21 protein-coding genes and 2 tRNA genes are annotated in these 23,875 nt (G+C 56.1%); 12 read left to right on the plus strand and 11 right to left on the minus strand.

The genetic code is table 11. The annotated features are described in order from the left end of the window. Nucleotides 1–363 precede the first annotated feature (363 nt). On the plus strand, nt 364–576 hold the full coding sequence (locus QSJ80_RS06460; RefSeq protein WP_285763589.1) for a hypothetical protein: 213 nt from the start codon (nt 364–366) through the stop codon (nt 574–576). Nucleotides 577–857: 281 nt separating this feature from the next. Then, complete coding sequence (locus tag QSJ80_RS06465; protein ID WP_285763590.1) at nt 858–1,550, plus strand: hypothetical protein; 693 nt, start codon at nt 858–860, stop codon at nt 1,548–1,550. Here the strand turns inward: QSJ80_RS06465 and QSJ80_RS15625 are convergent. The 4 genes from QSJ80_RS15625 to QSJ80_RS06480 form a co-directional block, all read right to left on the minus strand. Then, nucleotides 1,458–1,955 carry a Rha family transcriptional regulator gene (locus QSJ80_RS15625; protein WP_352176214.1) on the minus strand — a complete coding sequence of 166 codons (498 nt, stop codon included), beginning with the start codon at nt 1,953–1,955 and terminating at the stop codon, nt 1,458–1,460. The two genes, QSJ80_RS06465 and QSJ80_RS15625, sit on opposite strands and share 93 nt — an antisense overlap. Nucleotides 1,956–2,617: 662 nt before the next feature. Then, nucleotides 2,618–4,318 (minus strand): site-specific integrase, encoded by a 1,701-nt coding sequence (locus QSJ80_RS06470; RefSeq protein ID WP_285763591.1) that lies wholly within the window; start codon nt 4,316–4,318, stop codon nt 2,618–2,620. 111 nt (nt 4,319–4,429) lie between these two features. Continuing rightward, nucleotides 4,430–4,517, minus strand: a tRNA-Ser gene (locus tag QSJ80_RS06475). A gap of 119 nt (nt 4,518–4,636) precedes the next feature. Then, nucleotides 4,637–5,197, minus strand: coding sequence for a nitroreductase family protein (locus tag QSJ80_RS06480; protein ID WP_285763592.1), 561 nt, complete (start codon nt 5,195–5,197; stop codon nt 4,637–4,639). A 253-nt stretch (nt 5,198–5,450) separates the two neighbouring features. On the opposite strand from QSJ80_RS06480, the gene QSJ80_RS06485 reads away from it, so the two are divergent. The 3 genes from QSJ80_RS06485 (at nt 5,451) to QSJ80_RS06495 (ending at nt 8,080) form a co-directional block, all read left to right on the plus strand. Then, nucleotides 5,451–6,851, plus strand: coding sequence for an adenylate/guanylate cyclase domain-containing protein (locus tag QSJ80_RS06485; protein WP_285763593.1), 1,401 nt, complete (start codon nt 5,451–5,453; stop codon nt 6,849–6,851). A gap of 301 nt (nt 6,852–7,152) precedes the next feature. Next, nucleotides 7,153–7,389 (plus strand): hypothetical protein, encoded by a 237-nt coding sequence (locus QSJ80_RS06490; protein ID WP_285763594.1) that lies wholly within the window; start codon nt 7,153–7,155, stop codon nt 7,387–7,389. A gap of 199 nt (nt 7,390–7,588) precedes the next feature. Next, nucleotides 7,589–8,080 (plus strand): hypothetical protein, encoded by a 492-nt coding sequence (locus QSJ80_RS06495; RefSeq protein WP_285763595.1) that lies wholly within the window; start codon nt 7,589–7,591, stop codon nt 8,078–8,080. A 235-nt stretch (nt 8,081–8,315) separates the two neighbouring features. Here the strand turns inward: QSJ80_RS06495 and QSJ80_RS06500 are convergent. Together QSJ80_RS06500 and QSJ80_RS06505 are read right to left on the minus strand one after the other, a co-directional pair. Further along, nucleotides 8,316–8,392 (minus strand) — tRNA-Arg (locus QSJ80_RS06500). 209 nt (nt 8,393–8,601) lie between these two features. After that, nucleotides 8,602–9,540, minus strand: coding sequence for a tRNA dihydrouridine synthase (locus QSJ80_RS06505; RefSeq protein ID WP_285763666.1), 939 nt, complete (start codon nt 9,538–9,540; stop codon nt 8,602–8,604). A gap of 313 nt (nt 9,541–9,853) precedes the next feature. Here QSJ80_RS06505 and QSJ80_RS06510 point away from each other — a divergent pair, with 313 nt between their 5' ends. From QSJ80_RS06510 to QSJ80_RS06530, 5 genes are all read left to right on the plus strand, one after another. Continuing rightward, on the plus strand, nt 9,854–10,111 hold the full coding sequence (locus tag QSJ80_RS06510; protein WP_285763596.1) for an OadG family transporter subunit: 258 nt from the start codon (nt 9,854–9,856) through the stop codon (nt 10,109–10,111). A 51-nt stretch (nt 10,112–10,162) separates the two neighbouring features. After that, nucleotides 10,163–11,944, plus strand: a complete 1,782-nt coding sequence (gene oadA, locus QSJ80_RS06515) for a sodium-extruding oxaloacetate decarboxylase subunit alpha (RefSeq protein ID WP_285763597.1) — start codon at nt 10,163–10,165, stop codon at nt 11,942–11,944. 12 nt (nt 11,945–11,956) lie between these two features. Continuing rightward, the gene (locus tag QSJ80_RS06520) at nt 11,957–13,264 is read left to right on the plus strand and encodes a sodium ion-translocating decarboxylase subunit beta (RefSeq protein WP_285763598.1); all 1,308 of its coding nucleotides are present in this window, start codon (nt 11,957–11,959) and stop codon (nt 13,262–13,264) included. 425 nt (nt 13,265–13,689) lie between these two features. Next, nucleotides 13,690–13,995 carry a BolA family protein gene (locus tag QSJ80_RS06525; RefSeq protein ID WP_285763599.1) on the plus strand — a complete coding sequence of 102 codons (306 nt, stop codon included), beginning with the start codon at nt 13,690–13,692 and terminating at the stop codon, nt 13,993–13,995. A gap of 326 nt (nt 13,996–14,321) precedes the next feature. Then, nucleotides 14,322–15,128: an OmpW/AlkL family protein gene (locus QSJ80_RS06530; protein WP_285763600.1), complete on the plus strand. Its 807-nt coding sequence runs from the start codon at nt 14,322–14,324 to the stop codon at nt 15,126–15,128. Nucleotides 15,129–15,197: 69 nt separating this feature from the next. Here the strand turns inward: QSJ80_RS06530 and QSJ80_RS06535 are convergent, their stop codons facing one another. From QSJ80_RS06535 to aptA (QSJ80_RS06550), 4 genes are all read right to left on the minus strand, one after another. Continuing rightward, nucleotides 15,198–17,138 (minus strand): Na+/H+ antiporter NhaC family protein, encoded by a 1,941-nt coding sequence (locus QSJ80_RS06535; RefSeq protein ID WP_285763601.1) that lies wholly within the window; start codon nt 17,136–17,138, stop codon nt 15,198–15,200. 239 nt (nt 17,139–17,377) lie between these two features. Continuing rightward, nucleotides 17,378–18,874 carry a CoA-acylating methylmalonate-semialdehyde dehydrogenase gene (locus QSJ80_RS06540; protein ID WP_285763602.1) on the minus strand — a complete coding sequence of 499 codons (1,497 nt, stop codon included), beginning with the start codon at nt 18,872–18,874 and terminating at the stop codon, nt 17,378–17,380. A 66-nt stretch (nt 18,875–18,940) separates the two neighbouring features. Next, complete coding sequence (gene aptA / locus QSJ80_RS06545; RefSeq protein ID WP_285763603.1) at nt 18,941–20,284, minus strand: omega-aminotransferase AptA; 1,344 nt, start codon at nt 20,282–20,284, stop codon at nt 18,941–18,943. Nucleotides 20,285–20,499: 215 nt separating this feature from the next. Further along, nucleotides 20,500–21,822 carry an omega-aminotransferase AptA gene (aptA, locus tag QSJ80_RS06550; protein WP_285763604.1) on the minus strand — a complete coding sequence of 441 codons (1,323 nt, stop codon included), beginning with the start codon at nt 21,820–21,822 and terminating at the stop codon, nt 20,500–20,502. Between the two features lie 219 nt (nt 21,823–22,041). Between aptA (QSJ80_RS06550) and QSJ80_RS06555 the strand changes: the two genes are divergently transcribed. Continuing rightward, nucleotides 22,042–22,452: a hypothetical protein gene (locus QSJ80_RS06555; RefSeq protein WP_285763605.1), complete on the plus strand. Its 411-nt coding sequence runs from the start codon at nt 22,042–22,044 to the stop codon at nt 22,450–22,452. Here QSJ80_RS06555 and QSJ80_RS06560 read toward each other — a convergent pair. Then, a complete protein-coding gene (locus QSJ80_RS06560; protein WP_285763606.1) occupies nt 22,449–23,225 on the minus strand; it encodes a glutaminyl-peptide cyclotransferase in 777 nt (258 codons plus the stop codon). The genes QSJ80_RS06555 and QSJ80_RS06560 overlap by 4 nt on opposite strands. A gap of 18 nt (nt 23,226–23,243) precedes the next feature. Here QSJ80_RS06560 and QSJ80_RS06565 point away from each other — a divergent pair, with 18 nt between their 5' ends. After that, complete coding sequence (locus tag QSJ80_RS06565) at nt 23,244–23,870, plus strand: DUF502 domain-containing protein (protein WP_285763607.1); 627 nt, start codon at nt 23,244–23,246, stop codon at nt 23,868–23,870. Nucleotides 23,871–23,875: the final 5 nt, after the last annotated feature.

The following is a 23,875-nucleotide window of genomic DNA, read 5'->3' on the forward strand; positions in this document are numbered from 1 at the left end:
CTCAGGACATCTGGTTCATGTGTTCTTCCCCCGCACAATCGTACATGGCTCAGAGCAGCTACCTTTGTGTGAACAATCTTTATGACGATGTCTTGGCTGCGATCACCTCGTAGGAGGCTCTGGTGTGGGACTCCTGCCGGTCAGGGTATCGTCATAACAATTGTTTCTCATTGTTTCTTAGTTTGATGCTTGAGCTTGTGGAGCTTCTCCCTATCCCATCCACCTCTTGGGGAGAGGCCTCACCTTTTTTTAAGCAAAAGTAACTTACCTCCTCAGGTTCCTGAAGATTCCTCAACATCCTCAGGTTCCCCCATTTGTTTTCGTAAAAATAACTTACTACCAATTATCAGGAGCATTCCCCCAATGTATATCCGTACTGAACACTACAAATGTATTGCCGCTAACACCCCATTCAAGCTCATTGCTGATGTCGATGCTGAGGTAGCAACAATCCTTAGCACTCTTCAGGATGTCGAGCAGAAGCGTCGAGATCGAAAGGTTCCTGTGAGGGAATTGGTGAGCGACATTATCAAGGGCTTTGTGGTCGTCCCTAAGCGGAATGGTGGTCGTCATTGATCGATTGTCCCACCATGACCGACCTACACCTGTAGAGCCTTACACAGCCTCTCACATCCCTTTCTCAGACCGTGTTGCATTTCATTTCAGTCCTACCGCTACAGGTAAACGACTGTCATATCTCATCGATCACTTCAGCAGGCTCAAGGGTGAACCAGTAGATGCTGAGTTCATCGTTAAGTTCTGTATTGATCAGATATTCACAGATGTAACCAACCGTAATTACAAGGCAAGTTTGCCAAGAATCTTCAAGTTCCCATAAACAACCAAAGGAAGAACACATGACTAATATTCGCTCACAACTGGTAGCAGGTATGCGCCGCGCTACAGATGTACAACCTACCGCTCGCCCTGAGGCTGGCCGTCCCAACTATGAGACTGTCGACCCGTATAACGATGCTGCTGAAGTCAGTATTCGCGGTGTTAATCAGAAGTACCTGAACTCCCTCAATGATCAGCTGAAGGCTGGTGTCATTACCGCTGAACAACATGCTGTCTACATGCAGCAGGAACACGGTGACCTGGGGGCTATCCATCCTGACCACCGCTACCAGCAGGAGACTGCTTATGACTCTCCAACAGCCAAGCACATGGCATGGATGCGAGACCATATCGGTAACCAGGAATTCAGTACTTCCCTCTCATCATTCATGAACGGTGACCCTACTGCAGTTATGGCTGCGCACAAGCTGGTAGACCCTGAGTCAGGTGTCACACAGCAGGACATCCAGGAACTGTATGAGGATGTCGTAGCCCATGCGATGGACTCCGTAGATGACAAGCTCGAGGCGCTGGGCTTCGGTGACATCGATGCTGATGACCTGGCTCGCTATTCCAAGGCTGTACCGGCTTACGGTAGTCAGTCCCGTCAACTGATCAACTCAGTCATGGTCGGTGCTGTACAGGGTGACATGAGTGACCTCGCTGAGCTTGCGCACCGCTGTCGCCGTTGGATGCAGACAGGTCGGACGTAAGCGTATGCCAATAGCGATTGCCTGCCTTCTGCTCACCGCTGTACTCATACATGTCCACACTTTGCCTGCTACAGCATTCGAGAAGCTCCAAGTCTTCGCAGTGCTAACAGTCCCATGCTGGCAGTGGCTCTGATCACCGCTGACACAATCGAAGATTGGTCGAGCCGCAAGGCTCTGCCACCTGTCCACAAGACGCGCAGTGAACTCAGGTGATAACTGAGCGACGACTACGTAGCTGTCTCGTTGGTTGATCAGGTAGACCTTGGTCACTACCCCATTGGCTGATTGAGGCCCGTCCACCATTGGTGGTTGGGATATAAGTCCACGATCAGCGAGCCTTTCTACGGTTCGCTTCACGCTGTCGTGTCGAGCCTCAACGATCTCAGCGATCTCAAGGCTGCTCATGGTTGGTTCGGTGGTGTCCACCAGTTGTAGTTCTTGCTGTCGCTACGCTCCGACCTTCGGTCATGCCTATCCTCAACTTGTGCAACTTCTATCCGCTTTTCGGTCAATTCACGCAATTATCTGATCAGCGGGTAGGGTTGTGCTGTGGCATCTTCAGGATGACCAGGAGGAGGCCGGTGGTTCCGGTCTTCCTTCATCTATACACTGGGGATGTGAGGGAGTGATTAGGCGGTGACTGATGCGCCAAGCTCAGCAGGGCTGCTCAGGAGTGTCTGAGAGGCTCTGTAAGCCATTCTGAGGGCGATTAAAGCGAAAGTGTAGGCAACGTACTGCTGTGTAGTCGTGTCTACTGGGCGGCTTCTCAGGCGCCTTGCTGGCGATTCACTGCTTTTGGCCGCTGAGAGGTCTTACACTCTCTAATATCTTTGACCCAAGATATCTTAAAGAATGATAATGTTCTCCTTTCGATCCTATTCTTAGTAGTAATCAATCTTATACAATCTTTTCCTAAGATAATATCCTCAAGATATCCTGAGGATTAGTCTGTTATTGCTGTGTCAAGCTGTAGCCAGTCTGTAACCACAAATAACAACAATTCACTACGGGTGTACAAATAACAGCCAGTAACAAATCTTGTGTTGTATCTACTACCGGCTGCTGTTTCAGTCCTCAAGATTCCTGAAGTGGGAGACTGGAATCTTGGCTCTATCGATCTTCTGTATCACGGCATTAGCGGTATCAGTTTCTATCCCACCGTATCCACGACCAACGGAAGTGCCGGAGTGTCCTGTGATTGCATCGTGTACATCTTCTGCCACTCCCATTCGACGAGCAACAGTCTTGATGTAATGACGGAAGCCATGCATCGGTTGAATGCCTGACGTAATTCCGGCCTGCTTTAGGCGACGACCAAGAATCTTGCTGATACCTGAAGAGAGGTCGCCGTCCTTGTTCGGCTGCAGCATGGAAAACACGCGGTGGCTTGTGGCTGTCTTGTGCTGCTTATGCTGTCGCTTGCCTTCCTCGATATACTCAAGGAAGCCCAGGTCAATCAGGTGCTTGTGAACGGGTACCAGGCGAGCCTTGCCGTTCTTGGTTCGCTTGTCAGTATCATTCGGTGATATGTCGAAACACCAGATACCGTCCTCCTCGCGTACGTCGACCAGATGCAGCTGTACAATCTCATTGAGCCTTGCTCCGGTGTAGTAGGCGATCAGTGGTATCCAGAAGGTGGCGAGACCGTAGTCAATGTCTGCCTTCCTGCTGGGCTTGTATCGTTCACTGAATACAACACTACCGAATGCCTTCTTCAGGTCAGCGGCTGAGTAGCCTGTCTTCTTGGCTGGCGCTTTAGCTACATGGCGATCAACCCGCCTCAACGCTCCAGAGAATGGATTGCTATTGAGGTAGTGCTTATCGACCGCGAACGAGAAGACGGACTGAAACAGCTTCACATCTTTCTGTGTCGTGGTCAGGGCAACTGTCTCCTGATCGTTATCCTTCGCCCACTGTATCTGCTCGGAAAGCGGTAGAGCTTTGATGTTAGGCTTCTTCGTCTTCGGTCGCTGTCCCATCTTGGTAATGAATGCGCCGACCTGCTGCTTGGTCACCTGCTGTACAGGCACATCGTCGCCAAGATGCTCAATGAACCAGCGGGAGACCTGATCAAGATCACGGAAGCGTTTCGCCAGTGCTGCCTTCTTGCTTTCAGGGTTGTACGCGAACTCCTCAGCCTTGTACTGCTCGTAGAGTTCAGAGATCGTGAGCGCATCGTCAACTAATAGACGGGCGGCATCAGAGAGATGCTCTGCATTCAGGGAGATGTCTGCCGGTGTTGTCCACTTGTCAGCACCTCGGTGTGTCAGTGCGAAGAGCAGGCTGTCCCACTTGCTGACGATTACCTTACTGACATCTGCGAACCCTTTGCTTTTGGGTGACAGTGCGATCTTCTTTGCTGTCAGGAAATCCAATAGCAAGCGGTCTGCTGCCTTCTTACTTGGCGCCATGTCTGGTGTCAGATCGTGGAGGTAGCTGACGTAATCAACGATGTGATCAGCGTCTTCCATTTGCTCGATCTGGTAGGCGATGCACATGTCAGCAAGGACATGATGGTCTTTCGGCTTGAGCTTCAGGCTGTCATGACGCTTTGGCTGCAGCTTAAGGCGCGCCTCTGCGATCTTCTTGTCGATCTCAGCGATAACCTGGGGAGCGAGGGCGGCTGCTTCAGCCTTGTTCTTGGTCTTCAGCGACTCGAGGAACTCGGACTTGCCGATGATCTCACGGACAGCATCAGGCACACGCTTACGCACATACCAGTAACCGTTCTTGCGCTGATGGATTTTCATGATTGCAAAGCCTGCCACAATGCTTGATCTCCGATTGTGTAGCAATCAGACACCGTTTTATGTAGCAATTGTAGCAAGCTTAGACCTCTCCGAGGAGAGAGCCCTTAAGAATCAAGGGTTTAGAGAAGGTGGCGGTGAGGGAGGGATTCGAACCCTCGATACGTTTCCGTATACACACTTTCCAGGCGTGCTCCTTCAGCCACTCGGACACCTCACCGGAGAGGATCTGCCTTAAAGACAAAATCCTTTTGAATCAGGCACATAGGCCTCACTCAACGAGGGCGCAACTCTACACAAACGATAGCCGTTGCGCAACCCGTTTTGGAAAAAATCCGGTTACTTGGCGGTCCAGCTGGAGAAGTAGTCTTCTACCGCCAGTTGCGGGGCTTCACGAGGCGGGTTCTTCGGAGTGCCCATGTAGATGAAGCCGGCGATTTCTTCGTTAGCGGCAAGGCCCAGGCCGTCGTGGACGTCCCGGTTGAACGCCAGGTCACCTGTACGCCAGTAGGCGCCGACGCCTTCTGCAAACGCGGCGGTGAGCAGGGCCTGAACCGCGCCGGCGGTAGACATGCGCTGCTCAATTAATGGCACCTTGGGGTGCTCTGAAGTGCAGGTAACGGCTACGACAATCAGTGGTGCGCGCTGCGGCAGGCCGCGGGTTCTGTCGACTTGGAAGTCACTCATGTCGCCCTGTGCGTTGCAGGCCTGCACGAAAACTTCTCCCAGGGCCGCGCGCGCGTCGCCTTCCACTACGAGGAAACGCCACGGGCGCAGGTTGGCATGGTCGGCTGCGCGCAATGCCGCGCGGAATATACGTTGCCGCTGCTCTGCGTTGGGTGCAGGTTCTTTCAGCTGCCCTACAGAAACGCGGTTATGCAGTGCCCAGATAGCATCCATAAAGTGAAGCTCGTCTAAATCCTCGGAACGCCGCATTCTACGCGATGGGGCCCGCTTGCCAATAATGCCCGCGGGAATTTTGTGTTTTGAGGTAGGTGGCGCGCGATGAGTCCTGTACAATCTTTCAATTAGGAAAAACAACAACAATTTGTAACCAACGAGCTGTATAAAAAATGGTCTCCGGCTCGGGCGTAGCTAGTTTTGCGCCCGGTCATTGAGTACTGCACACGTACCGACCAAACCAATCCAGATAATGCTCAAACTGAAAGAACATCCTGACAATCGTGGCCTGACGGCCGAGACACTGTACCCATACTATTTTCGGGCGCTGATCTGCTTTGCAGCGTCGGGTACGCTGCTCAATAGTATCGACTGGTCCTCCAACTGGACGTCGGACAAGCTGGTGGTTGCCGGGATGGCGATCTTCCTGCTGATTTACATCGTGATAGCGGTGCGGCTGGTTAAGACGGCGAAGCCGGAGAAGGCGGAGTCGGTCAAGAATCTCCTCGCCTTTACAGATGCCGGCCTGATCGGCGGCGCGGTGGCGCTGACCAACTTCAACCCGTTGCCGAGTCTGCTGTTTGTCATCATGGTGCAGTTCAACGCCCTGAACCAGGGTGGCGGCCGGCGCTGGTTCGAACACAACACGGCACTGATTCTCGGTATTGCGGCCGGCTACATGGCGTACCGACCAGATGTAGTCGTGACGGCAGACCTCAGTATCAGCGCCGCCAGCCTGATCGGTGTCTTCACCTATTTCTGCGCTTATGCATTCTATACCCACAAACAAATCAAGAATCTGCGCATAGAGAACAGTCGCCTCGGCCACGAACAGCGTATATCCAAGATGCGCACCTACAAGTTGTCCCGCTATTTACCGCAGCGTTTGTGGCGCGCGATTACGACCGGCAAGGAGCAGGAGCTGGCCACCGATCGCAAACTGCTGACGGTCTTCTTCTCCGATATCAAGGATTTCAGCCAGCTGACAGAGGAACTGGAAGCGGAGACCCTGACCGAGCTGCTGAATAGTTACCTGACGGAAATGTCGAAAATCGCCGCGCAGTTTGGTGGCACCATCGACAAGTTCATCGGTGATGCCCTGATGGTGGTGTTTGGAGATGATGACAGCAAGGGACCGAAGTCGGATGCCCTGCGCTGCATCGCTATGTCCATCGCCATGCGCCGACGTGCGGCGGAAATGCAGAAGGAGTGGTTCGACAAGGGAATTTCCCGGCCGCTGCAGATTCGCATCGGCATCAACACCGGTTACTGCACAGTAGGGGTGTTCGGCACTGCCAACCACCAGACCTATACGGTACTGGGGACCCATGTGAACCTGGCCAGTCGCCTGGAGAGCGCGGCGGAACCCGGAGAAATCCTGGTGAGCCATGAGACCTGGTCGCTGGTGAAGAACTCTGTCCTTTGCCGCGACAAGGGGCATGTAACGGTCAAGGGTTTCAGTGCGCCGGTCAAGGTCTATCAGGTGATCGATATGCGCAAGAACCTTGGCCGCGACCAGAGTTATATCGAGGACCATGCGCCAGGTTTTTCCATGCACCTGGATCTCGATAAGGTGCGTAACTACGACAAAGACAAGGTGCTGAAGGCGCTGCAGGTTGCTGCGGCCAAACTGCGCGAGAAAGTCATCATCTAGTTATTGGCGACGGCGCCGTTATGGACGATGGTCATATAACGGCACGGGTAACCTTCTTAGCCTGCACCTGCGTTCCAGTTGGAGCGCATATTTTCCCTCCCTCGATTACATTCCATTACAGATCGCTGTTTCTCCCCCGATATCACGAAAAAGTGTGATAGGGTTCGCGTTAATGGCGCTATTGGCGGGAGTTATGGCTGGTGCTGAGGGGTATTTCAGCCATCCATTTCCGCGAGCGTCGAGCAGGTTTACGCAAAAGCACACGGGACGTGCTTGGTTTATTGCGCCATGGAGATGGGTTGTGAGTGAGTATCAATTAAATGCGATTCTGCGCAGGCTCGGCTTGCGCTCTGCGGAGCAGTTGATCATTTTGATTGCGCCCGCTTTTTCAAAACAGAGCCGGGATTCCCTTCCGTCCGCGAAGATCCTCAAGGCGGTAATTTCCGAGTGTAACTGTACGCTGGCCGGTGCTGTGCGTTACCTGAGTGAATTCTGGGATAGCCAGAGCGAGCCGTTAACCCGCAACTCGGAAGTTTGACCTGGAGGCCGTGAGGCAGGCTCCGGTATCCCTTCTGTGTCTGACGCCATTTCTGGCGCTGTAATAGATTGTCTGGCGGTACATTTATATGTGTCGCCGAATCGATTTCTGCCGTTGCTATAATTTTTCCGCTTTCTGAAATTGGTATTTTCGTACCATATGTGTCGATTGAGGCATGTATGGCGCGCTGCGGGGAGTTATGGATTACAGGCGTTGCAAGGGATGGTGCGCATCGGTTGGTTTGGCGATCCCACTACTGGTTCCCGTTGTGGTTTCGGCGGAAGACAGGAAACCGGATAATTTCGGGGCGACGTTCAGCCTCGGGCAGGCAATCAGGACGTCAGATTCGGCCGTTGCCGAGATAGCGCTCCGGTACGATCGTTGGGAGCTTGGCGGGACCATATTCGGTCACGGGGATACCAAGCGCGGCGACCAGAATCGCCTCGGGTATGGCGGCTCTGTTTCGCGCCTGTTCAAGCCGGGCTGGAAGTTGTGGCAGGGTGACCTCTACGGTCGCCTGGGGGTTGCCTACATCGAGGATTCCCCTCTGGTGGGGGAGTTTAATTTTCGCAGTGGCTTCGGGATAGATTTCCGGCACTTCCAGATTGAGTACAACCATTATTCCAGTGGAAAGATATATCCCATCAATACCGGGATTGACCTGATACAGCTAAAGGTGCCGTTCTTTTAATGGGTGAAGAGTTGGGAAGGGGGGATTAACCCCAAACACGCTGTGGCGCGTTTGGCCCCTTCGGGCTCGGCGCGAGCGGGGGGCTGGGAAGTGTGGCGGAAGGATGAGCTTCGCAGCAAAGCTGCTCGCTGGTCTCCGCGCACTGCGTGCGCTCCGGCTCGAACCTGCGGTTCTCATACTTTCCAGTAGAGCATACGAAAAAGGCCTGATCCGTTAGGATCAGGCCTTTTTCGTATGGCGCACTCGGAAGGATTCGAACCTTCGACCGCTCGGTTCGTAGCCGAGTACTCTATCCAGCTGAGCTACGAGTGCGTTGTTTGTGGTGGCGAACTATAGAGAGTTGCCGTTGCCGAGTCAACTGTTTTTTTGCAGGTTTTTCGAAAAACCCTTTTAAAAACCGCAGCTTACCTTTTTTGACGGGCTGCTTCTCAACTCGACTGGGCGCGCATTCTACCGCTATATGTTCTGAATGCAACACCTGCGCCCAAATTAATTTTAGGCCAATGCTGTACCCACTGCTGTCAGGCTGCGGTAGCCAGTTGCGGGGCGAAGGCGGCCTCGATTTCATCAGCGCTCCGGCGTCGCTTGAGCTCGTCGAAGAAAGTCCGTGCCTGGGGGTAGGTCTGGCTCAGGTAAACCAGCCACTGTTTGATCCGGTTGCCGAGGTGTTTGGCCGGGTAGTCAGCTTTGGTAACCAGATAGTATTCCCACAGCAGGGCAGCAACCTGCGACCAGGGCATGGGCGAATATGCCTGCCCGGTACAGTAGGCCCGGACCTGGTTGGGGAGGTCCGGGGTGGCCAGCAGGCTGCGGCCAAACATAAACGCATCGCAGCCGGTGACTTCGCGGCAGCGAATAAAGTCCTTGAGTGTCCAGATATCGCCGTTGGCGATGACCCGCATCGACGTCTTTTCCCGGATCTCACCAATGTACTCCCAGTAGGCCGGGGGCTTGTAGCCATCGACCTTGGAGCGCGCGTGGACGGCGAGGGTATCGGCGCCGCCGTTTTGCGCCGCCATGGCATTATCGAGGTAGCTGCTGCGGTCCTCGTAGCCAAGCCGGATCTTGGCTGACAGCGGTATCTGGTCGGGCAGGGCCTTGCGCACAGCGTCGACAATCGACTCGACCCGATGGGGTTCGCGCAGTAGGCACGCACCGCCATCACTGTTGTTCACTGACTTGGCCGGGCAGCCGAAATTCAGGTCGATGGACTGCGCGCCAAATTCCACCGCTTTGGCGGCGTGGTAGGCAATGTTTTCCGGGTTGCCGCCGAGTAGCTGAAGCTTGACCGGGGTACCGTTGGCCGTACGCGCGTTGTTGGCCAGCTCAGGACAGATACGCAGAAAGACGCGCTGCGGCAACTTTGTATGGGTGATGCGCAGGAATTCGGTCACGCACTGGTCGATACCGCTGACTTCGGACAAGAGTTTACGCACATGGTGGTCGATTACGCCTTCCATGGGTGCCTGCACCAGCAGGGGCGCGGTGGCATCAGGCTGGCGGGTAATGTCCTGTCGGGGAATATCGGTTGGCATCGAAACAGTCTGTTGGTTAAAAACCCGGCGGATGGTACCAGAAAATAGTATGACCGCTGAGCCGTCGAGTAGGAACCAACGTTTCAGCTGAAACCTGTTGACCATTGATTCTTAAAGGGTTTTTTATCAATAATGCGTGTTCACAAAAACGGCCCAGAATAAATGTCGCAAGAACGACGCGGGTCATCACTGTTTCAGTGCAGTGTTTATAACGGTCGAAAAGGATTCAGGGGGATTTATGGAGCAGGGACTCTGGCAGCAGGGTGTAGACCTGATGCTGTATGGCATGGGGACAGTATTTGTTTTCTTGCTGCTACTGGTGTTTGTCACCACTTTCATGTCCAGGATCATCACCGGCTTTTTCCCGGAAGCCGAGCCAGCACCTGCCGCATCTGCAAAAGCACCTGCGTCTAAGGGGCAGCTGCCCAGCGAGAAAACACTCGCCATCATCAAGGACGCGATTGCGCAGCATCGTAAGCGCAAGGATCGCGACTAGCGTCCGTATAAACCGTACACATTAAAAGATAATTGGTCTTAGGAATTTGCCATGAGTGATGTAAAAAAGCCTCTGGGCATTACTGACGTTGTTTTGCGTGATGCACACCAATCCCTGTTTGCGACACGCCTGCGTCTCGATGACATGCTGCCGATTGCGGAAAAGCTTGACCAGGTGGGTTTCTGGTCCCTGGAAACCTGGGGCGGGGCCACGTTCGATGCCTGTATCCGTTTCCTCGGCGAAGATCCTTGGGAGCGTATCCGCGAACTCAAGAAAGCCATGCCGAATACACCGCAACAAATGCTGTTCCGCGGTCAGAATATCCTCGGCTATCGCCACTATGCGGATGACGTCGTCGAGAAATTTGTCGAGCGTGCGGCCGTCAACGGGGTCGACGTCTTCCGTGTGTTCGATGCGATGAACGATATGCGCAACCTGCAAACTGCATTGCGTGCGGTAAAGCAGGTTGGCAAGCATGCGCAGGGCACGATTTCCTATACCGTGAGCCCGGTACACACCATGGATATGTGGGTGGAAATGGGGCGCCAGCTCGAAGATATGGGGGCGGACTCGATTGCGATCAAGGATATGGCCGGCCTGCTGCGTCCCTACGAGGGCTATGAGCTGGTCAAGCGCCTCAAGGCGGCGGTGGATATCCCGATCCACATGCAATGTCATGCAACCACAGGCCTGTCTACTGCTACAGCACTCAAGTGCGTGGAGGCAGGTATCGACAATGTCGATACTGCCATCTCGTCTATGTCCATGACTTACGGTCACAGCCCGACCGAGGCGTTGGTGGCAATTCTGGAAGGAACTGATCGCGACACTGGCCTAAATATTCACCTGCTGGAGGAAATTGCGGCTTATTTCCGTGAGGTGCGCAAGAAATACGCGAAGTTCGAAGGCTCCCTGAGAGGGGTGGACTCCCGCATTCTGGTCGCCCAGGTGCCGGGCGGTATGCTCACCAATATGGAAAACCAGCTGCGTGAACAGGGCGCGGGAGATCGCCTGGATGATGTACTTGCAGAAATTCCCCGGGTACGCGAAGACCTGGGCTTTATCCCGTTGGTGACACCCACCTCGCAGATTGTAGGCACCCAGGCGGTGCTCAACGTACTTACCGGGGAGCGCTACAAGAGCATTTCCAAAGAGACCGCGGGCGTACTCAAGGGTGAGTACGGTGCAACTGCAGCGCCGGTAAACGAGGAATTGCAGGCGCGCGTGCTGGACGGCGCGGAGGTCATTACCTGTCGTCCGGCTGACCTGATAAAGCCCGAGCTGTCCGCACTGACAGAGGAGCTCAAGCAGAAAGCTACGGAAGACGGGCTTTCCCTGAGCACCGGTGAAGGCGAGATAGACGATGTCCTGACTTACGCGCTGTTCCCGCAGATCGGCCTCAAGTTCCTGAAGAATCGCGGTAATCCGGATGCCTTTGAACCGGTCCCGACTGGAAAGGAATCTGATGCTGTGACCAGCGATGCTGGCGAAGAGATCTACACCGTTGAAGTGGAGGGCGAAAAATACACCGTGACGGTTTCCGATGGCGGGGACATCACCGGGCTGGTGCCACTTTCTGCCGGCGCTGCAACGGTTTCCGCTGCGGCCCCGGTAAGCGGCGGCGAGCCGGTCAAAGCGCCGCTCGCCGGTAATATTTTCAAAGTGCTGGCAAAGCCGGGTGAGACCGTAGCCGAGGGGCAGACGGTGCTGGTCATGGAAGCCATGAAAATGGAAACCGAGGTCAGCGCGCCGAAAGCCGGCACGGTTACTGAAGTGGTGGTCAAGGAAGGCGACGCAGTTGCCGTTGGCGACCAGCTGCTGTCAATCGCGTAACGGGGGCTGGTGATGGAAAATATTGTTGGCCTTTGGCAGGAGTCCGGGATAGCCCAGATTACCTGGGGGCAGTCGATCATGATTGTGATCGGGTTGCTGTTACTGTTCCTCGCGATTCGCAAGCGATTCGAGCCGCTGCTGCTGGTGCCGATCGGCTTTGGCGGCATTCTGGCGAACCTGCCAGGGGCGGGGCTGGCGCTCTCTTCGGTGGAAGTCGCTATCGCCAGTGGGGATGTGAACCTGCTGCGCCAGATGGCAGCGCTGGTCGGGACTGAATCGCTGGTTGACCTGAAAAATGCGCTGAGTGGTGCTCCTGTGGCAATACAGCAGGCTGCTGCGCAGATGGCGGCAGATGCGGGCTATACCGATGGCATGCTCCACAAGTTTTACACTGTCGCGATCGCATCCGGGGTAGCGCCGCTGGTAATTTTCATGGGCGTCGGCGCGATGACGGATTTCGGACCGCTGCTGGCCAATCCGCGTACGCTGTTCCTCGGTGCCGCGGCGCAATTTGGTATTTTCGCTACCGTGCTCGGCGCTGCAGGTCTGTCCGCGCTTGGTATCATGGATTACAGCATCGCTGATGCAGCCGCGATTGGTATTATCGGCGGCGCGGATGGCCCGACTGCGATCTACGTTTCCAGTATGCTGGCGCCGGACCTGCTCGGGGCAATCGCGGTCGCAGCGTATTCCTATATGGCTCTGGTTCCGCTTATCCAGCCGCCGATCATGCGTGCACTCACCTCCGAGGCAGAGCGCAAGATCGAAATGGTCCAGCTGCGCCACGTGTCGCGCCGTGAAAAAATCGCCTTCCCGCTCGCTCTGTTGATTCTCGTTGCCATATTCCTGCCAGACGCCACGCCACTGCTGGGTATGTTCTGCTTTGGTAACCTGATGCGTGAGTGCGGCGTTGTGGATCGGTTGACGGATACCGCGCAGAACGCCCTGATCAATATCACCACTATCTTCCTCGGGCTGTCCGTTGGCTCCAAGCTGGCTGCAGACAAGTTCCTGGACCCGAAAACCCTCGGTATTCTGGCGCTCGGCATAGTGGCATTTGCAATCGGTACTGCCATGGGTGTGCTGATGGCGAAATTCATGAACGCGGTCAGCAAGCAGAAGATCAACCCGTTGATTGGCTCGGCCGGTGTCTCGGCTGTGCCGATGGCTGCGCGGGTGTCGAACAAGCTGGGCCTCGAAGCCAACCCGCACAACTTCCTGCTGATGCATGCCATGGGCCCGAATGTGGCAGGGGTCATCGGGTCTGCCGTTGCCGCGGGTGTCATGATCACCATGGTGCGCGCCATGGGCGCAGCCTGATTCGCGCATATTGGGAATTTATTCCTTACCGACCGGATATGGCTCCGGTTGGGGGAATAAGTTTTTAAAGTGGCGGGCCGGTCGCGCTCACATTGATGAAAAAATAGCCGCCAGATATAATCTCGCTCTCTGAACACACGGCCCTGATTCCCACCCTGGGAGGGCTTGCTACAGAATGCGAGGTACCTGACGGCTATGTTTTATTTGCGTTGTATCTGGATGCAGCACCGGACCCGAGTGAAAGGTGCCATGGCTGGCAGTATGGCGATTGAAGGGCAGCGTGCGGGCTATTTCTGGGTCTAGTTCGAGGCCCCGCGATTGCCTCTTACGTGCAAACCTATATAAATGTATATAGATGAAGCGCCAGAAAGGCTTGCAACAGAGTGCAGGCCGTAGCCAAAAGGGAAACTAGTTGGAGATAACCTATGAGCCTTGCAGATCGGATCGCTGAAAAGTTGCAACAGGGCCTCGCGCCTTCACGCCTGACTGTAGAAAATGAAAGCCACATGCACAATGTGCCGGCGGGCTCGGAAAAGCATTTTCGGGTAGTAATGGTTAGTGAAGCCTTTGATGGTGTGCGCAAGGTGCAGCGGCACCAGAAAGTGTATGGCTTGCTGGCGGAAGAGCTGGCCGGTCCGGTACATGCGCTGGCATTGCATCTTTACTCACCGGATGAGTGGCAGGGTGAAGCCCCTTCCAGCCCGGAATGTATGGGCGGCGGTAAAAAATAATTTACCGCGGCTCTCTCCAATCTGATTTTTATTTGTTTTTCCTGTCTGACTCCCCTCAGCTTACCCGGCTTTTTCGTAACTTTTCCGCAAAACCATTCCCAATTTGGAAGCCGGGGAAATACCTTCCCTTCCGTTTTGCAAAATGCTTTTAAAAGCGGGTCGGCGCAGTTTTTTGTGTGTCGATTTGCGCGCCTTTTACACTATTTTCCCAATAAAACCCGTTACCAAAGGTGAATTTGTCACCTGACTATTCGAATCTGGCTACACTCAATTCGAGGTTGTTAATTTGCAGCGAGAAATCTCAGCTTTTGTAAATGGAGTTTTATATGAAAGTGATGCGCAAGATTGCACCGCTGGCCGTAGCGATTACTGCTGTTATTGGTGCACAACAGGCTCTGGCTGATTACGAAGGTGGTGATGCAGTAATTCGTTTCGGTGTGACCATGATTGATCCGGACAGTGATCGTCATCGCATCAAGCGGTTCGGGGATACCACCATTACCGATCCGGATGGGATTTTCGAGATCGATGATCTGGGCCTTTCCTTCGGTATTGATGACGATACCACGGGCTTCATCTCGGGTACGCTTCTGGTCGCTGACCACTGGGGTATCGGGGTATACGTACCGGGTGAAACCACGCACGACTTCAACCTTCGCCTGACCGGTGATGTGGTCTTCGATGATGAAGACTTCGAAAATGAGGTATTGCGCGCGACCGGCGATGTTGGTGACTTCCAGATGTGGTTGCCTTCCGTAACGGTGCAATGGTACCCGGTGTGTGTGGAATCCTGGGTTCAACCTTATGTCGGCCTTGGGGTTAACTATTCCGGTATGGATGACGAATCACTGTCGTCAACGGCCCGGAACTTCCTGATCGACAATGGTTATGCGCTTGGCCCTCGCGGTGCGAGAATTGATATCGACAACGACTGGGGTATTACCGGTGAGTTGGGTATCGACATTCTGTTCGGTGAGGACAGCCAGTGGCTGGTCAACTTCGGCGCGACCTATATGGACGTTGATACCGATGTGGAAGTCGTTATCGACGGCGTGGATGGTGATATCCGCTACGACGCCAGTGCCGATATCGATCCATGGGTATTCAACCTGGGTCTGGGTTACAAGTTCTAAACTTGGAACCGAAAAGAGAAAGGGGTGCCTTGGCACCCCTTTTTTTTGTTTGTGAATTGTTCCTGCGTTTCAGGACGCTTTAGTTGCTGCAGCCTTGGCAGGCTGTTCCCAGGGCTCTTCAGCGGATTTGCCGAAGTACGCAAGCACAGCGTACAGGGCACCGAATACGAGCGGGTAGGCGACCCACCAGGGCAGCCCGTAACCCGTCGGTATTGTTCCCAGTACAGAGCTGGCCCCGGCAATGACCAGAGCATAGGGCATTTGCGTGCGTACATGGTCAATCAGGTCGCAGCCACACGCCATCGCAGATAACAGGGTGCTCTCTGCCAGTGGCGAACAATGGTCTCCAAACAGGCCGCCGGACAGTACCGCAGCCACGCAGGCATAAAAAATATGCATATGGCTCTCGTCCGCAGTCATGCCATTGAATGCCATCACCGCCCACGCCAGTGGCAGGATCATCGGCATCATGATGCCCCAGACTCCCCAGCTTGACCCTGTTGCGAACGCCATAAAAGCGGTCAGCAGGAACACCAGGGTTGGCATCATGTACGGGTTGATTTTCTCTCCCAGCGCCAGGATCAGGTAGTCACTGGTGTGCAGTGCATCGTTGACCGCAGACAGCGACCACGCCAGCGACAATACAAAAATCACCAGCAGGATTGAGCGTGCGCCGGTAAACCAGGCACTGGTAATTTCCTCACTGGTCATCAGTCGCTGCCACAGCGTCATGAAGAAAGCCGCAAGGCAGGCGATGGTGGAGCCCCACATCATGGAGCCGAATGCATCAGCGTTGCCGATGATTTCACGCAGTGAGTCATCCGCACGATCAGGGCTGTACCAGCCGGTATACACCATGCCAATAATGGTGGCGACGATCAGTACCAGCATGGGCACCACCGCATTGATGGCCTTGAGCGGCACACCCGGTTTGGGGTCGAGTTCCCGCTCTTCAGGGGAGCCCTCTTCACCATTGGAGGAGCCGGGGGAGAGTGTTTTGCCCGTATGGAAAGCGCGGCGCTCCGCCGCGAGCATGGGGCCAAAGTCCTTTCCGGTCAGCGCAACCATAAACACGAATGCAATCGCGGCCATGGGGTAGAAGGTATAGGCGAGACAATTAAGAAAAATACCGTAGGCATTTTCCTGGTAGTCCGCAATTTTCTCCACACCGTCTGCAATCAGACCGACCTGAAAACCGACCCAGGTGGTTACCAGCAATACTGCAGAGACCGGTGCCGCTGTGGAATCCACCAGAAATGCGAGCTTCTCGCGGGAGATTCGCATGGTATCGCTGATCTTCTTCATGGTATTCCCCACGATCAGCGAATTCGCATAGTCGTCGAAGAAGATGGCTATGCCCAGCGCAGAGGTGCTGGCCTGGGTCTGCTTGCGCGTGCGGATAAAACCGCTCATCCAGCGCGCGATTCCCATGGTGCCGCCATTTTTGGAAACGATGCCCACCATGCCCCCAATCAGGAAGCAGAACACGATGACCTGCATGTGTTCTATATCGGTGACTGCCTGAACCGCCCATACGTTGGCTGAGTCCAACACAGATTTGAACAGCCCCGCCGGGGCAAGCCCGTACAGAAGCCACCCACCGAAGACCAGTGCGGTGAACAGTGCGAGGATCACATTGCGCAGGAGCATTGCCATGGCGACTGCCAGCACGGCGGGCACGACCGACAACCAGCCCGCAATCGCCGGGACCTCCTTCGCTACCAGTTGCTGGCCGGCGGTGTCGGTCACGCGGATGATCGAGTCGCTATCTGCGGTGAGGCCGGAAAAGGTGGCGACCTGTTCTGTTACCCGGGATTCGAATGTCTGCCCGTTGAGTTGCAGGAAAACACTGCTTTCATCTGGCAGTGCGGCGGTGACCGTTACCTCAAAAGGAACACCCTTCAGGAGTACCATCGGTGTATCGATCTGCGCGGCATCCTCGGCCTTGGCATGTGCGAGGGGAATCAGGCACAGCAGTGTGGCCAGTATCAGGGAAACAACACGGGACATTGGCAGTCCTCTTTTTAGGTTCGGGTGGGGTGCCTTTGGAAAGGTGGTTCCTGCAGGCGTATTGTCGTGAGATTAATCCCCTTGGGGGGTGCTGACAATAGCTGGAAACACTGTTTTGGGGGTGGGGAGAAGCGGTGTCTGGGTAGCCGCTGGGGAGAAAGGGGAGAGAGGGAAGAAAGGGGAGGGAGGATGGAAGAGGGGCGCCCGCTGTGCGGTCACCCCTCTGGATGGACTCGAGGTTAGCCGTTGCTTGGGAAGGTGAACTGTGCGCTTTCACGCACGCCACCAGCCGGCCAGCGCTGGGTAACGGTCTTGCGCTTGGTGTAGAAGCGCACAGAGTCCGGGCCGTAGGCGTGCAGATCGCCGAACAGGGAGCGTTTCCAGCCGCCAAAGCTGTGGTAGGCAACCGGTACCGGCAGCGGCACATTGATGCCGACCATGCCCACCTGGATGTTGTCGGCAAAGTAACGCGCAGCCTCACCATCGCGGGTGAAGATACAGGTACCGTTGCCGTATTCGTGGGCGTTGATCAGCTCCATGGCTTCCTGCATGTTTTGCACGCGGACTACGCAGAGCACCGGGCCGAAGATTTCGTCGGTATAGATCTTCATACCGGCGGTGACCTTGTCAAACAGGCAGGCACCCAGGTAGTTGCCGTTTTCGAAGCCCGGTACCACCAGATCGCGCCCATCGACCGCCAGCTCCGCACCTTCCTCGATACCGGAAGCGATGTAGCCGCAGACCTTGTCCAGATGCTGGCGCGTTACCAGTGGGCCCATATCGTTGCTGTTGTCCAGGCCATCGCCGACTTTCAGTGCGCTGATGCGCTCCTTGAGCTTGTCCACAAGCTGATCCGCGACTTCGTCACCGACGGCAACCGCAACGGAGATCGCCATGCAGCGCTCACCGCAGGAGCCGTAGGCTGCACCCATGAGTGCGCTGACAGCATTGTCGAGGTCTGCATCGGGCATGACGATCGCGTGGTTCTTGGCACCGCCGAAGGCCTGTACACGTTTGCCGTGCGCATTGCCGGTTGTGTAGACGTACTCCGCGATCGGGGTGGAGCCGACAAAGCTGACAGCCTTGACGCGCGCGTCGGTCAGCAGGGTGTCAACCGCTTCCTTGTCGCCATTGACGACGTTGAGGACGCCTGCCGGCAGGCCGGCCTCAAGGCCCAACTGTGCCATGAACAGCGCGGAGCTCGGGTCGCGTTCGGAGGGCTTCAGTATGAAGGTGTTGCCGCAGGCAACGGCCATCGGCCACATCCACATCGGCACCATGGCCGGGAAGTTGAACGGGGTGATGCCCGCACAGACGCCCAGCGGCTGGAAGTCGGACCAGGAGTCGATGGCCGGGCCGACGTTACGGCTGTACTCACCCTTGAGAACTTCCGGCGCAGAACAGGCATATTCGACGTTCTCGATACCGCGCTGCAGTTCGCCCATGGCATCGTTGAATACCTTGCCGTGTTCTGCGGTGATCATTTCACAGATCTTGTCCGCGTTTTGCTCCAGCAATTCCTTCAGGCGGAACATGATGCGCGCGCGCTTGATCGGCGGCGTGTCACGCCAGGCCGGGTAGGCAGCTTCGGCTGCTGCGATGGCTTCTTCTACTGTGGCCTTGCTGGCCAGTGCTACCTGCTTGGTCGCCTCGCCCGTGGACGGGTTGAACACGTCCTGTGTACGGCCGCTGTCTGCGACCAGTTCGCCGTTGATCAGGTGTCCTACGACATTCATATGCTTACTCCTCCGGTGCCCGTGGCAAATGCTACGGGCCATGCCCTGCCGGGCTTTCGTTATCTGTTACTGAATTTTTTCGAGCTGTGCAGCAATGGTTTCGACGATCTTGTCGATCTGCTCGCGCTCAATGATAAATGGCGGCGCAATGGCGATGGTGTCGCCGGTCCAGCGCAGCAGGACCCCGTCTTCCCAGGCGCCGAGGACCGCTTCCATGGCGCGCTTGGTTGCCTCGCCGGCGCGCGGCTCCAGCTGGATCGCCGCCGCCAGGCCGTAGTTGCGGACGTCCACAACGTGCGGTTTGCCCTTCAGGCTGTGTACTGCTTCCTCGAAGTAGGGCGAAATTTCACGCACCCGCTCGAACAGCTTTTCGTTTTCATAGATATCCAGCGTGGCCATGGCCGCGGCACAGGCAACGGGGTGCGCCGAGTAGGTGTAGCCGTGGGCCAGTTCCGGCAGGTGCTCGGGACCCTGCATGAAAGCCTCATGGATATGGTCGCGCACGAATACCGCACCCAGCGGTACCGCGGCATTGGAGATACCCTTGGCGGTGGTGATGATATCCGGCAGCACGCCGAACTCTTCTGCGGCGAACGCGGATCCGGTGCGACCAAAGCCGGTGATGACTTCGTCGAAGATCAGCAGGATATCGTGCTTGTCGCAGATCTCGCGCAATTTCTGCAGGTAGCCCTTGGGCGGCAGGATTACGCCCGCAGAGCCTGCAAACGGCTCCACGATCACCGCCGCAATGTTGCTGGCATCGTGCAGGCCCACCAGTTCTTCCAGCCGGTTTGCCATTTCCTCACCGCCGTGTTCCGGCAGGCCGCGGGAGAAGGCATTTTCCGGCAGCAGGGTGTGGGGCAGGTGGTCGGCGTCGACACCCGGCCCGAACAGCTTGCGGTTGCCGACCATACCGCCGACAGAAATGCCGCCGAAGTTCACACCGTGGTAACCCTGCACGCGGCCGATCAGCTTGGTGCGGCTGCCCTGACCTTTGGCGCGCCAGTAGGCACGGGCAATCTTGAGGGCGGTGTCAGCCGCTTCGGAGCCGGAATTACAGAAGAATACGTGGTTCAGGTCTGCGGGCGCCATCTTCGCCAGGCGATCTGCCAGGCGGAAGGCATCCGGGTGGCCAAACTGGAACGGTGGGCAGTAGTCCAGTGACTGCACCTGTTGCGCCACAGCTTCGGAAATCTCGCGGCGGCCGTGGCCGGCATTGGAGCACCACAGGCCGGAGAAGCCGTCGAGCACCGAGCGGCCATCGGCACTGGTGTAATACATGCCTTCGGCACCCACGATCAGGCGCGGGTTGGCTTTGAAGTGGCGGTTGGCCGTAAACGGCATCCAGAAAGCCTGCATTTGCTCTGGCTCGAGGCCGGCCAGCAGGGAAGGGTCGATGGATTGGCTCATGCTGTCCTCTTCAGGCGATCATGTTTTAAGCACGTGATTGTTATTGAGGGCGAGTCTATGGGCGATTAAGAACTTTTACAACCGGTAAATTGAATGATTATTCGGGAAATGTGGTGTGCGTGGCTACTGAGGGGCTGGCTGGTCACGAAGTCCGGTTCTGCAGAAAGAAAAAGGGCCCATGAAATGGGCCCTTTTGTTAAATATATTGATCAAGTCTAGCTTTTTAATACGGCTTCGAAAGCGTCAAAAATCTGGTCGATATGGCTGCTTTCGATAATGAGTGGCGGTGACATCATCAGCGTATCGCCTGCGGCGCGGACAGTGATGCCTTTCTCCAGCAGCTTGGCGGCAACCTGCTGGCCCCGGGTCGGGCCGGGCTCCCCATGCGGCTCCAGGTCGATTGCGCCGACCAGGCCCCAGTTACGTACATCCGTGACGTAGGGCAGGCCATCGAGGCGATGGATGCCTTCCTGCCAGATCTCTGCGGTGGTGCCAGCGCGCTCGAACAGCTTCTCGTTCTTGTAGATATCCAAAGTCGCCAGTGCGGCCGCGCAGGCAACCGGGTGGCCGGAGTAGGTATAGCCGTGCATGAACTCCGGGATGTTCTCGGGGCCCTGCATGCAGGCGTCGTAGACTTCCTGCTTCGCCATGACCGCACCCATGGGGATCACGCCGTTGGTCAGGCCCTTGGCTGAGGTGATGATGTCCGGGGTGATGCCGGTGGCGACAGAGGCGCAGCTGGCGCCGAGGCGGCCATAGCAGGTGATCACCTCATCGAAGATCAGCAGGATGTCGTGCTTGTCGCAGATGGCCCGCAACTTCTCCAGATAGCCTTTTGGCGGCAGGATGACGCCGCCCGCGCCGGACATGGGTTCCACGATCACTGCGGCAATATTGCTGGCGTCGTGCAGTGCGACAATGCGCTCCAGCTCATCGGCAAGCTCCGCGCCGTGCTCCGGCTGGCCCTTGCTGAAGGCGTTCTCCGGCAGCAGTGTGTGGTTCAGGAAGTCCGCCTCGATTACCGGGCCGAAGTTTTTGCGGTTGGGTGTCAGGCCAGCCACGGATACACCGCCGAAGTTGACGCCGTGGTAGGCCTTGTGGCGAGCGATAAACTTGGTCTTCTCGCCCTGGCCCCGGGCACGCCAGTAGGCGCGCGCCATTTTCAGGGCGGTATCGACCGCCTCACTGCCCGAGTTGGTAAAGAATACCCGGTTCAGGCCTTCGGGGGCGATTTCCGTCGCGAGGCGGTGGGCCAGCTCAAAGGCTTTCGGGTGGCCAAAGCCAAACGGGTTGGCGTAGTCCATATCCATCAATTGCTGGTGCACCGCATCGGCAATTTCCTTGCGCCCGTGACCGGCATTGACACACCAGAGGCCTGCGGTGGCATCGATGATCTTGCGGCCGTCCGCCATGGTCATATGCATGCCCTCCGCAGCCACGTACAGCTTCGGATTGGTCTTGAACACGCGGTTGGGGGTAAACGGCATCCACCAGGAGTTCAGCTGCTCCTGGGTCAGGCTATGGGTTTCGTTGGCCATTTGCGTCCTCTGAGCTAAATGTGATCACGAATTTTGGTGGCTAAGCTTGGCGCATTTTTAATGAAAATTAAAGCATGGAGTGCAATTGGGAGGCTGGCCAGCGGCAATGCGGAGAAATCAGGAATTCCGTCTCGTTTTATGGCGTTAAATTTGGCTATGACCCGCTAGCACAGAATTATACTTTTGGGGCCGCAGCCAGTATTTATAAGGACATAAATTGTGCGCGCCTGTTTCATTACCTTGACGACCCTTCTGTTATTGGGGGGCTGCACCGCACCGGTGCATTTCCTGGAGCCAGCCCGGGCGGATACCCACCTCGGCCTGAAGTCATTCAGTGGCTCTGCGCTGTCCTATCAGGTGGCGACCGCGAGCGGTGAAGCCAGCCTGAGCCTCAAGCCTATTCCGGCCAACATAACCAGCCTGAAACTGCTGATTCCCGGGATGAGAAGCCTGGAGGCCGTCGAGTGGACCGGAGATGACGGGGAAGTAATTTTCCTGTTGGAGCGAGCAAGCCTTGCCGAGGGGGTGCGCCTTGAGCGCCAGCGGGTAGGTTTCAGCCTGAACATTGCCGGTGAAAGCCTGGAGGCGATCCGGAGTGGCGGGGACCTGATCCTGCGTGACGACAATTAGTCCGTATCTGTGGTCTTCTGAAAGCCCAGCCCCTCTGGGCGGATCAGGTAGATCGTCGGCCAGTACTTGCCGGTAACCCATAGCCCGTTTCTGTTCCTGTCCCAGGCGATGCCATTAGCGATGCCCGGGTCGGACAGGCTGGTTGGGGCGTAATCCTTGAGGTCCACAATACCAACTACCTGGCCGTTGTCCGGGTCGATGGCGAGAATCCGGCTGTCGTACCAGACGTTTGCCCACACCAGGCCGTGGGCAAATTCCAGTTCGTTCAGGCGGTCCCATTTCCTGAACCCATCGCGCACTTGCAGCGTCTTGATTACCGAGAAGTCTTCTGGATCGTGGAATACCAGCTTGTCGCTGCCGTTACTCTTGATCAGGTGCTCGCCGTCAAACGCCAGCCCCCAGCCCTCACCTTCATAGTGGAGTGTGTCTAGCAGTTTCAGGCTTGTGCTGTCATAGACAAAAACTTCACCCGCTTTCCAAGTCAGCAGGTACAGCTTTCCGTTTGCGAGTGTCAGCCCCTCCGCAAAGCGATCCCCTGCGAGCCACTTGCGCTGTATGGCTTTGGCGCCCGGATCTGTATACTCGGCTAGCCATGAGTGCCCGTAGCGGCCGCTACTTTCAAACCAGCGATTACCACTGATTTCCAGACCCTGGGTGAAATGATTGTCGGTGCGCTGGATGCGATCGATCTCCGTGAATGGAATGTCGGGCGCTGAGTAGGCGCTGGTGGCGGCAACGGCCAGCAGGGTGGTTGCGCATAGTTTCTTCAACATGTCTGTGAATATCGCACTATGAAAAAAGTCAGGACGTTCCTGTCGCTCACGTTGCTTGGTGGTCTCGGTATTGTACTGCCCATCGTTATCTTTGTATTGCTTGCCCAGTGGCTGTTCAGCAAGGTTTCCAGCCTGTTGGCGCCGGCGAGCGCGTGGGTTGAGGCGAATTCACAGTTTAGTGACGCGTTTGCAAGCCTGGTGGTATTTGCGCTGATACTGAGCGGCTGCTTCCTGATCGGCCTGGTGGTCAAGACCGGCATAGGGCGCTGGGTACATACCCAGGTGGATTACTGGCTGGCGAGGCTTGCGCCGGGATACAAGACTATCCGCGAAATCGTGTCGCAGTTTCTCGGTGGGGACGGCAACCAGAGCCTGCTGTCCGGGCAGGTGGCGAAGGTTCGTATCCACGGGCCCGGCGTGCCGCTCAGCGTGACTGCAATCGTTACCTCAGAGCATGAAGGTGGTGAGTGCACGGTGTATGTGCCGACCGCGCCCATCCCCACTTCAGGTTTCGTTTACCACGTGCCGCGGGAGTGTGTGGAATTCATGCCACATGTATCTGTGGAGGCCGCGTTGCGCACGGTGGTGGCCTGTGGCGCGGGCAGCAATGAACTGTTTCGCACGGCCCCGCGCGTGCCTGCCTGATTTCC

The organism is Biformimicrobium ophioploci (assembly GCF_030270605.1).
Classification (GTDB): Bacteria; Pseudomonadota; Gammaproteobacteria; order Pseudomonadales; family Cellvibrionaceae; genus Biformimicrobium; species Biformimicrobium ophioploci.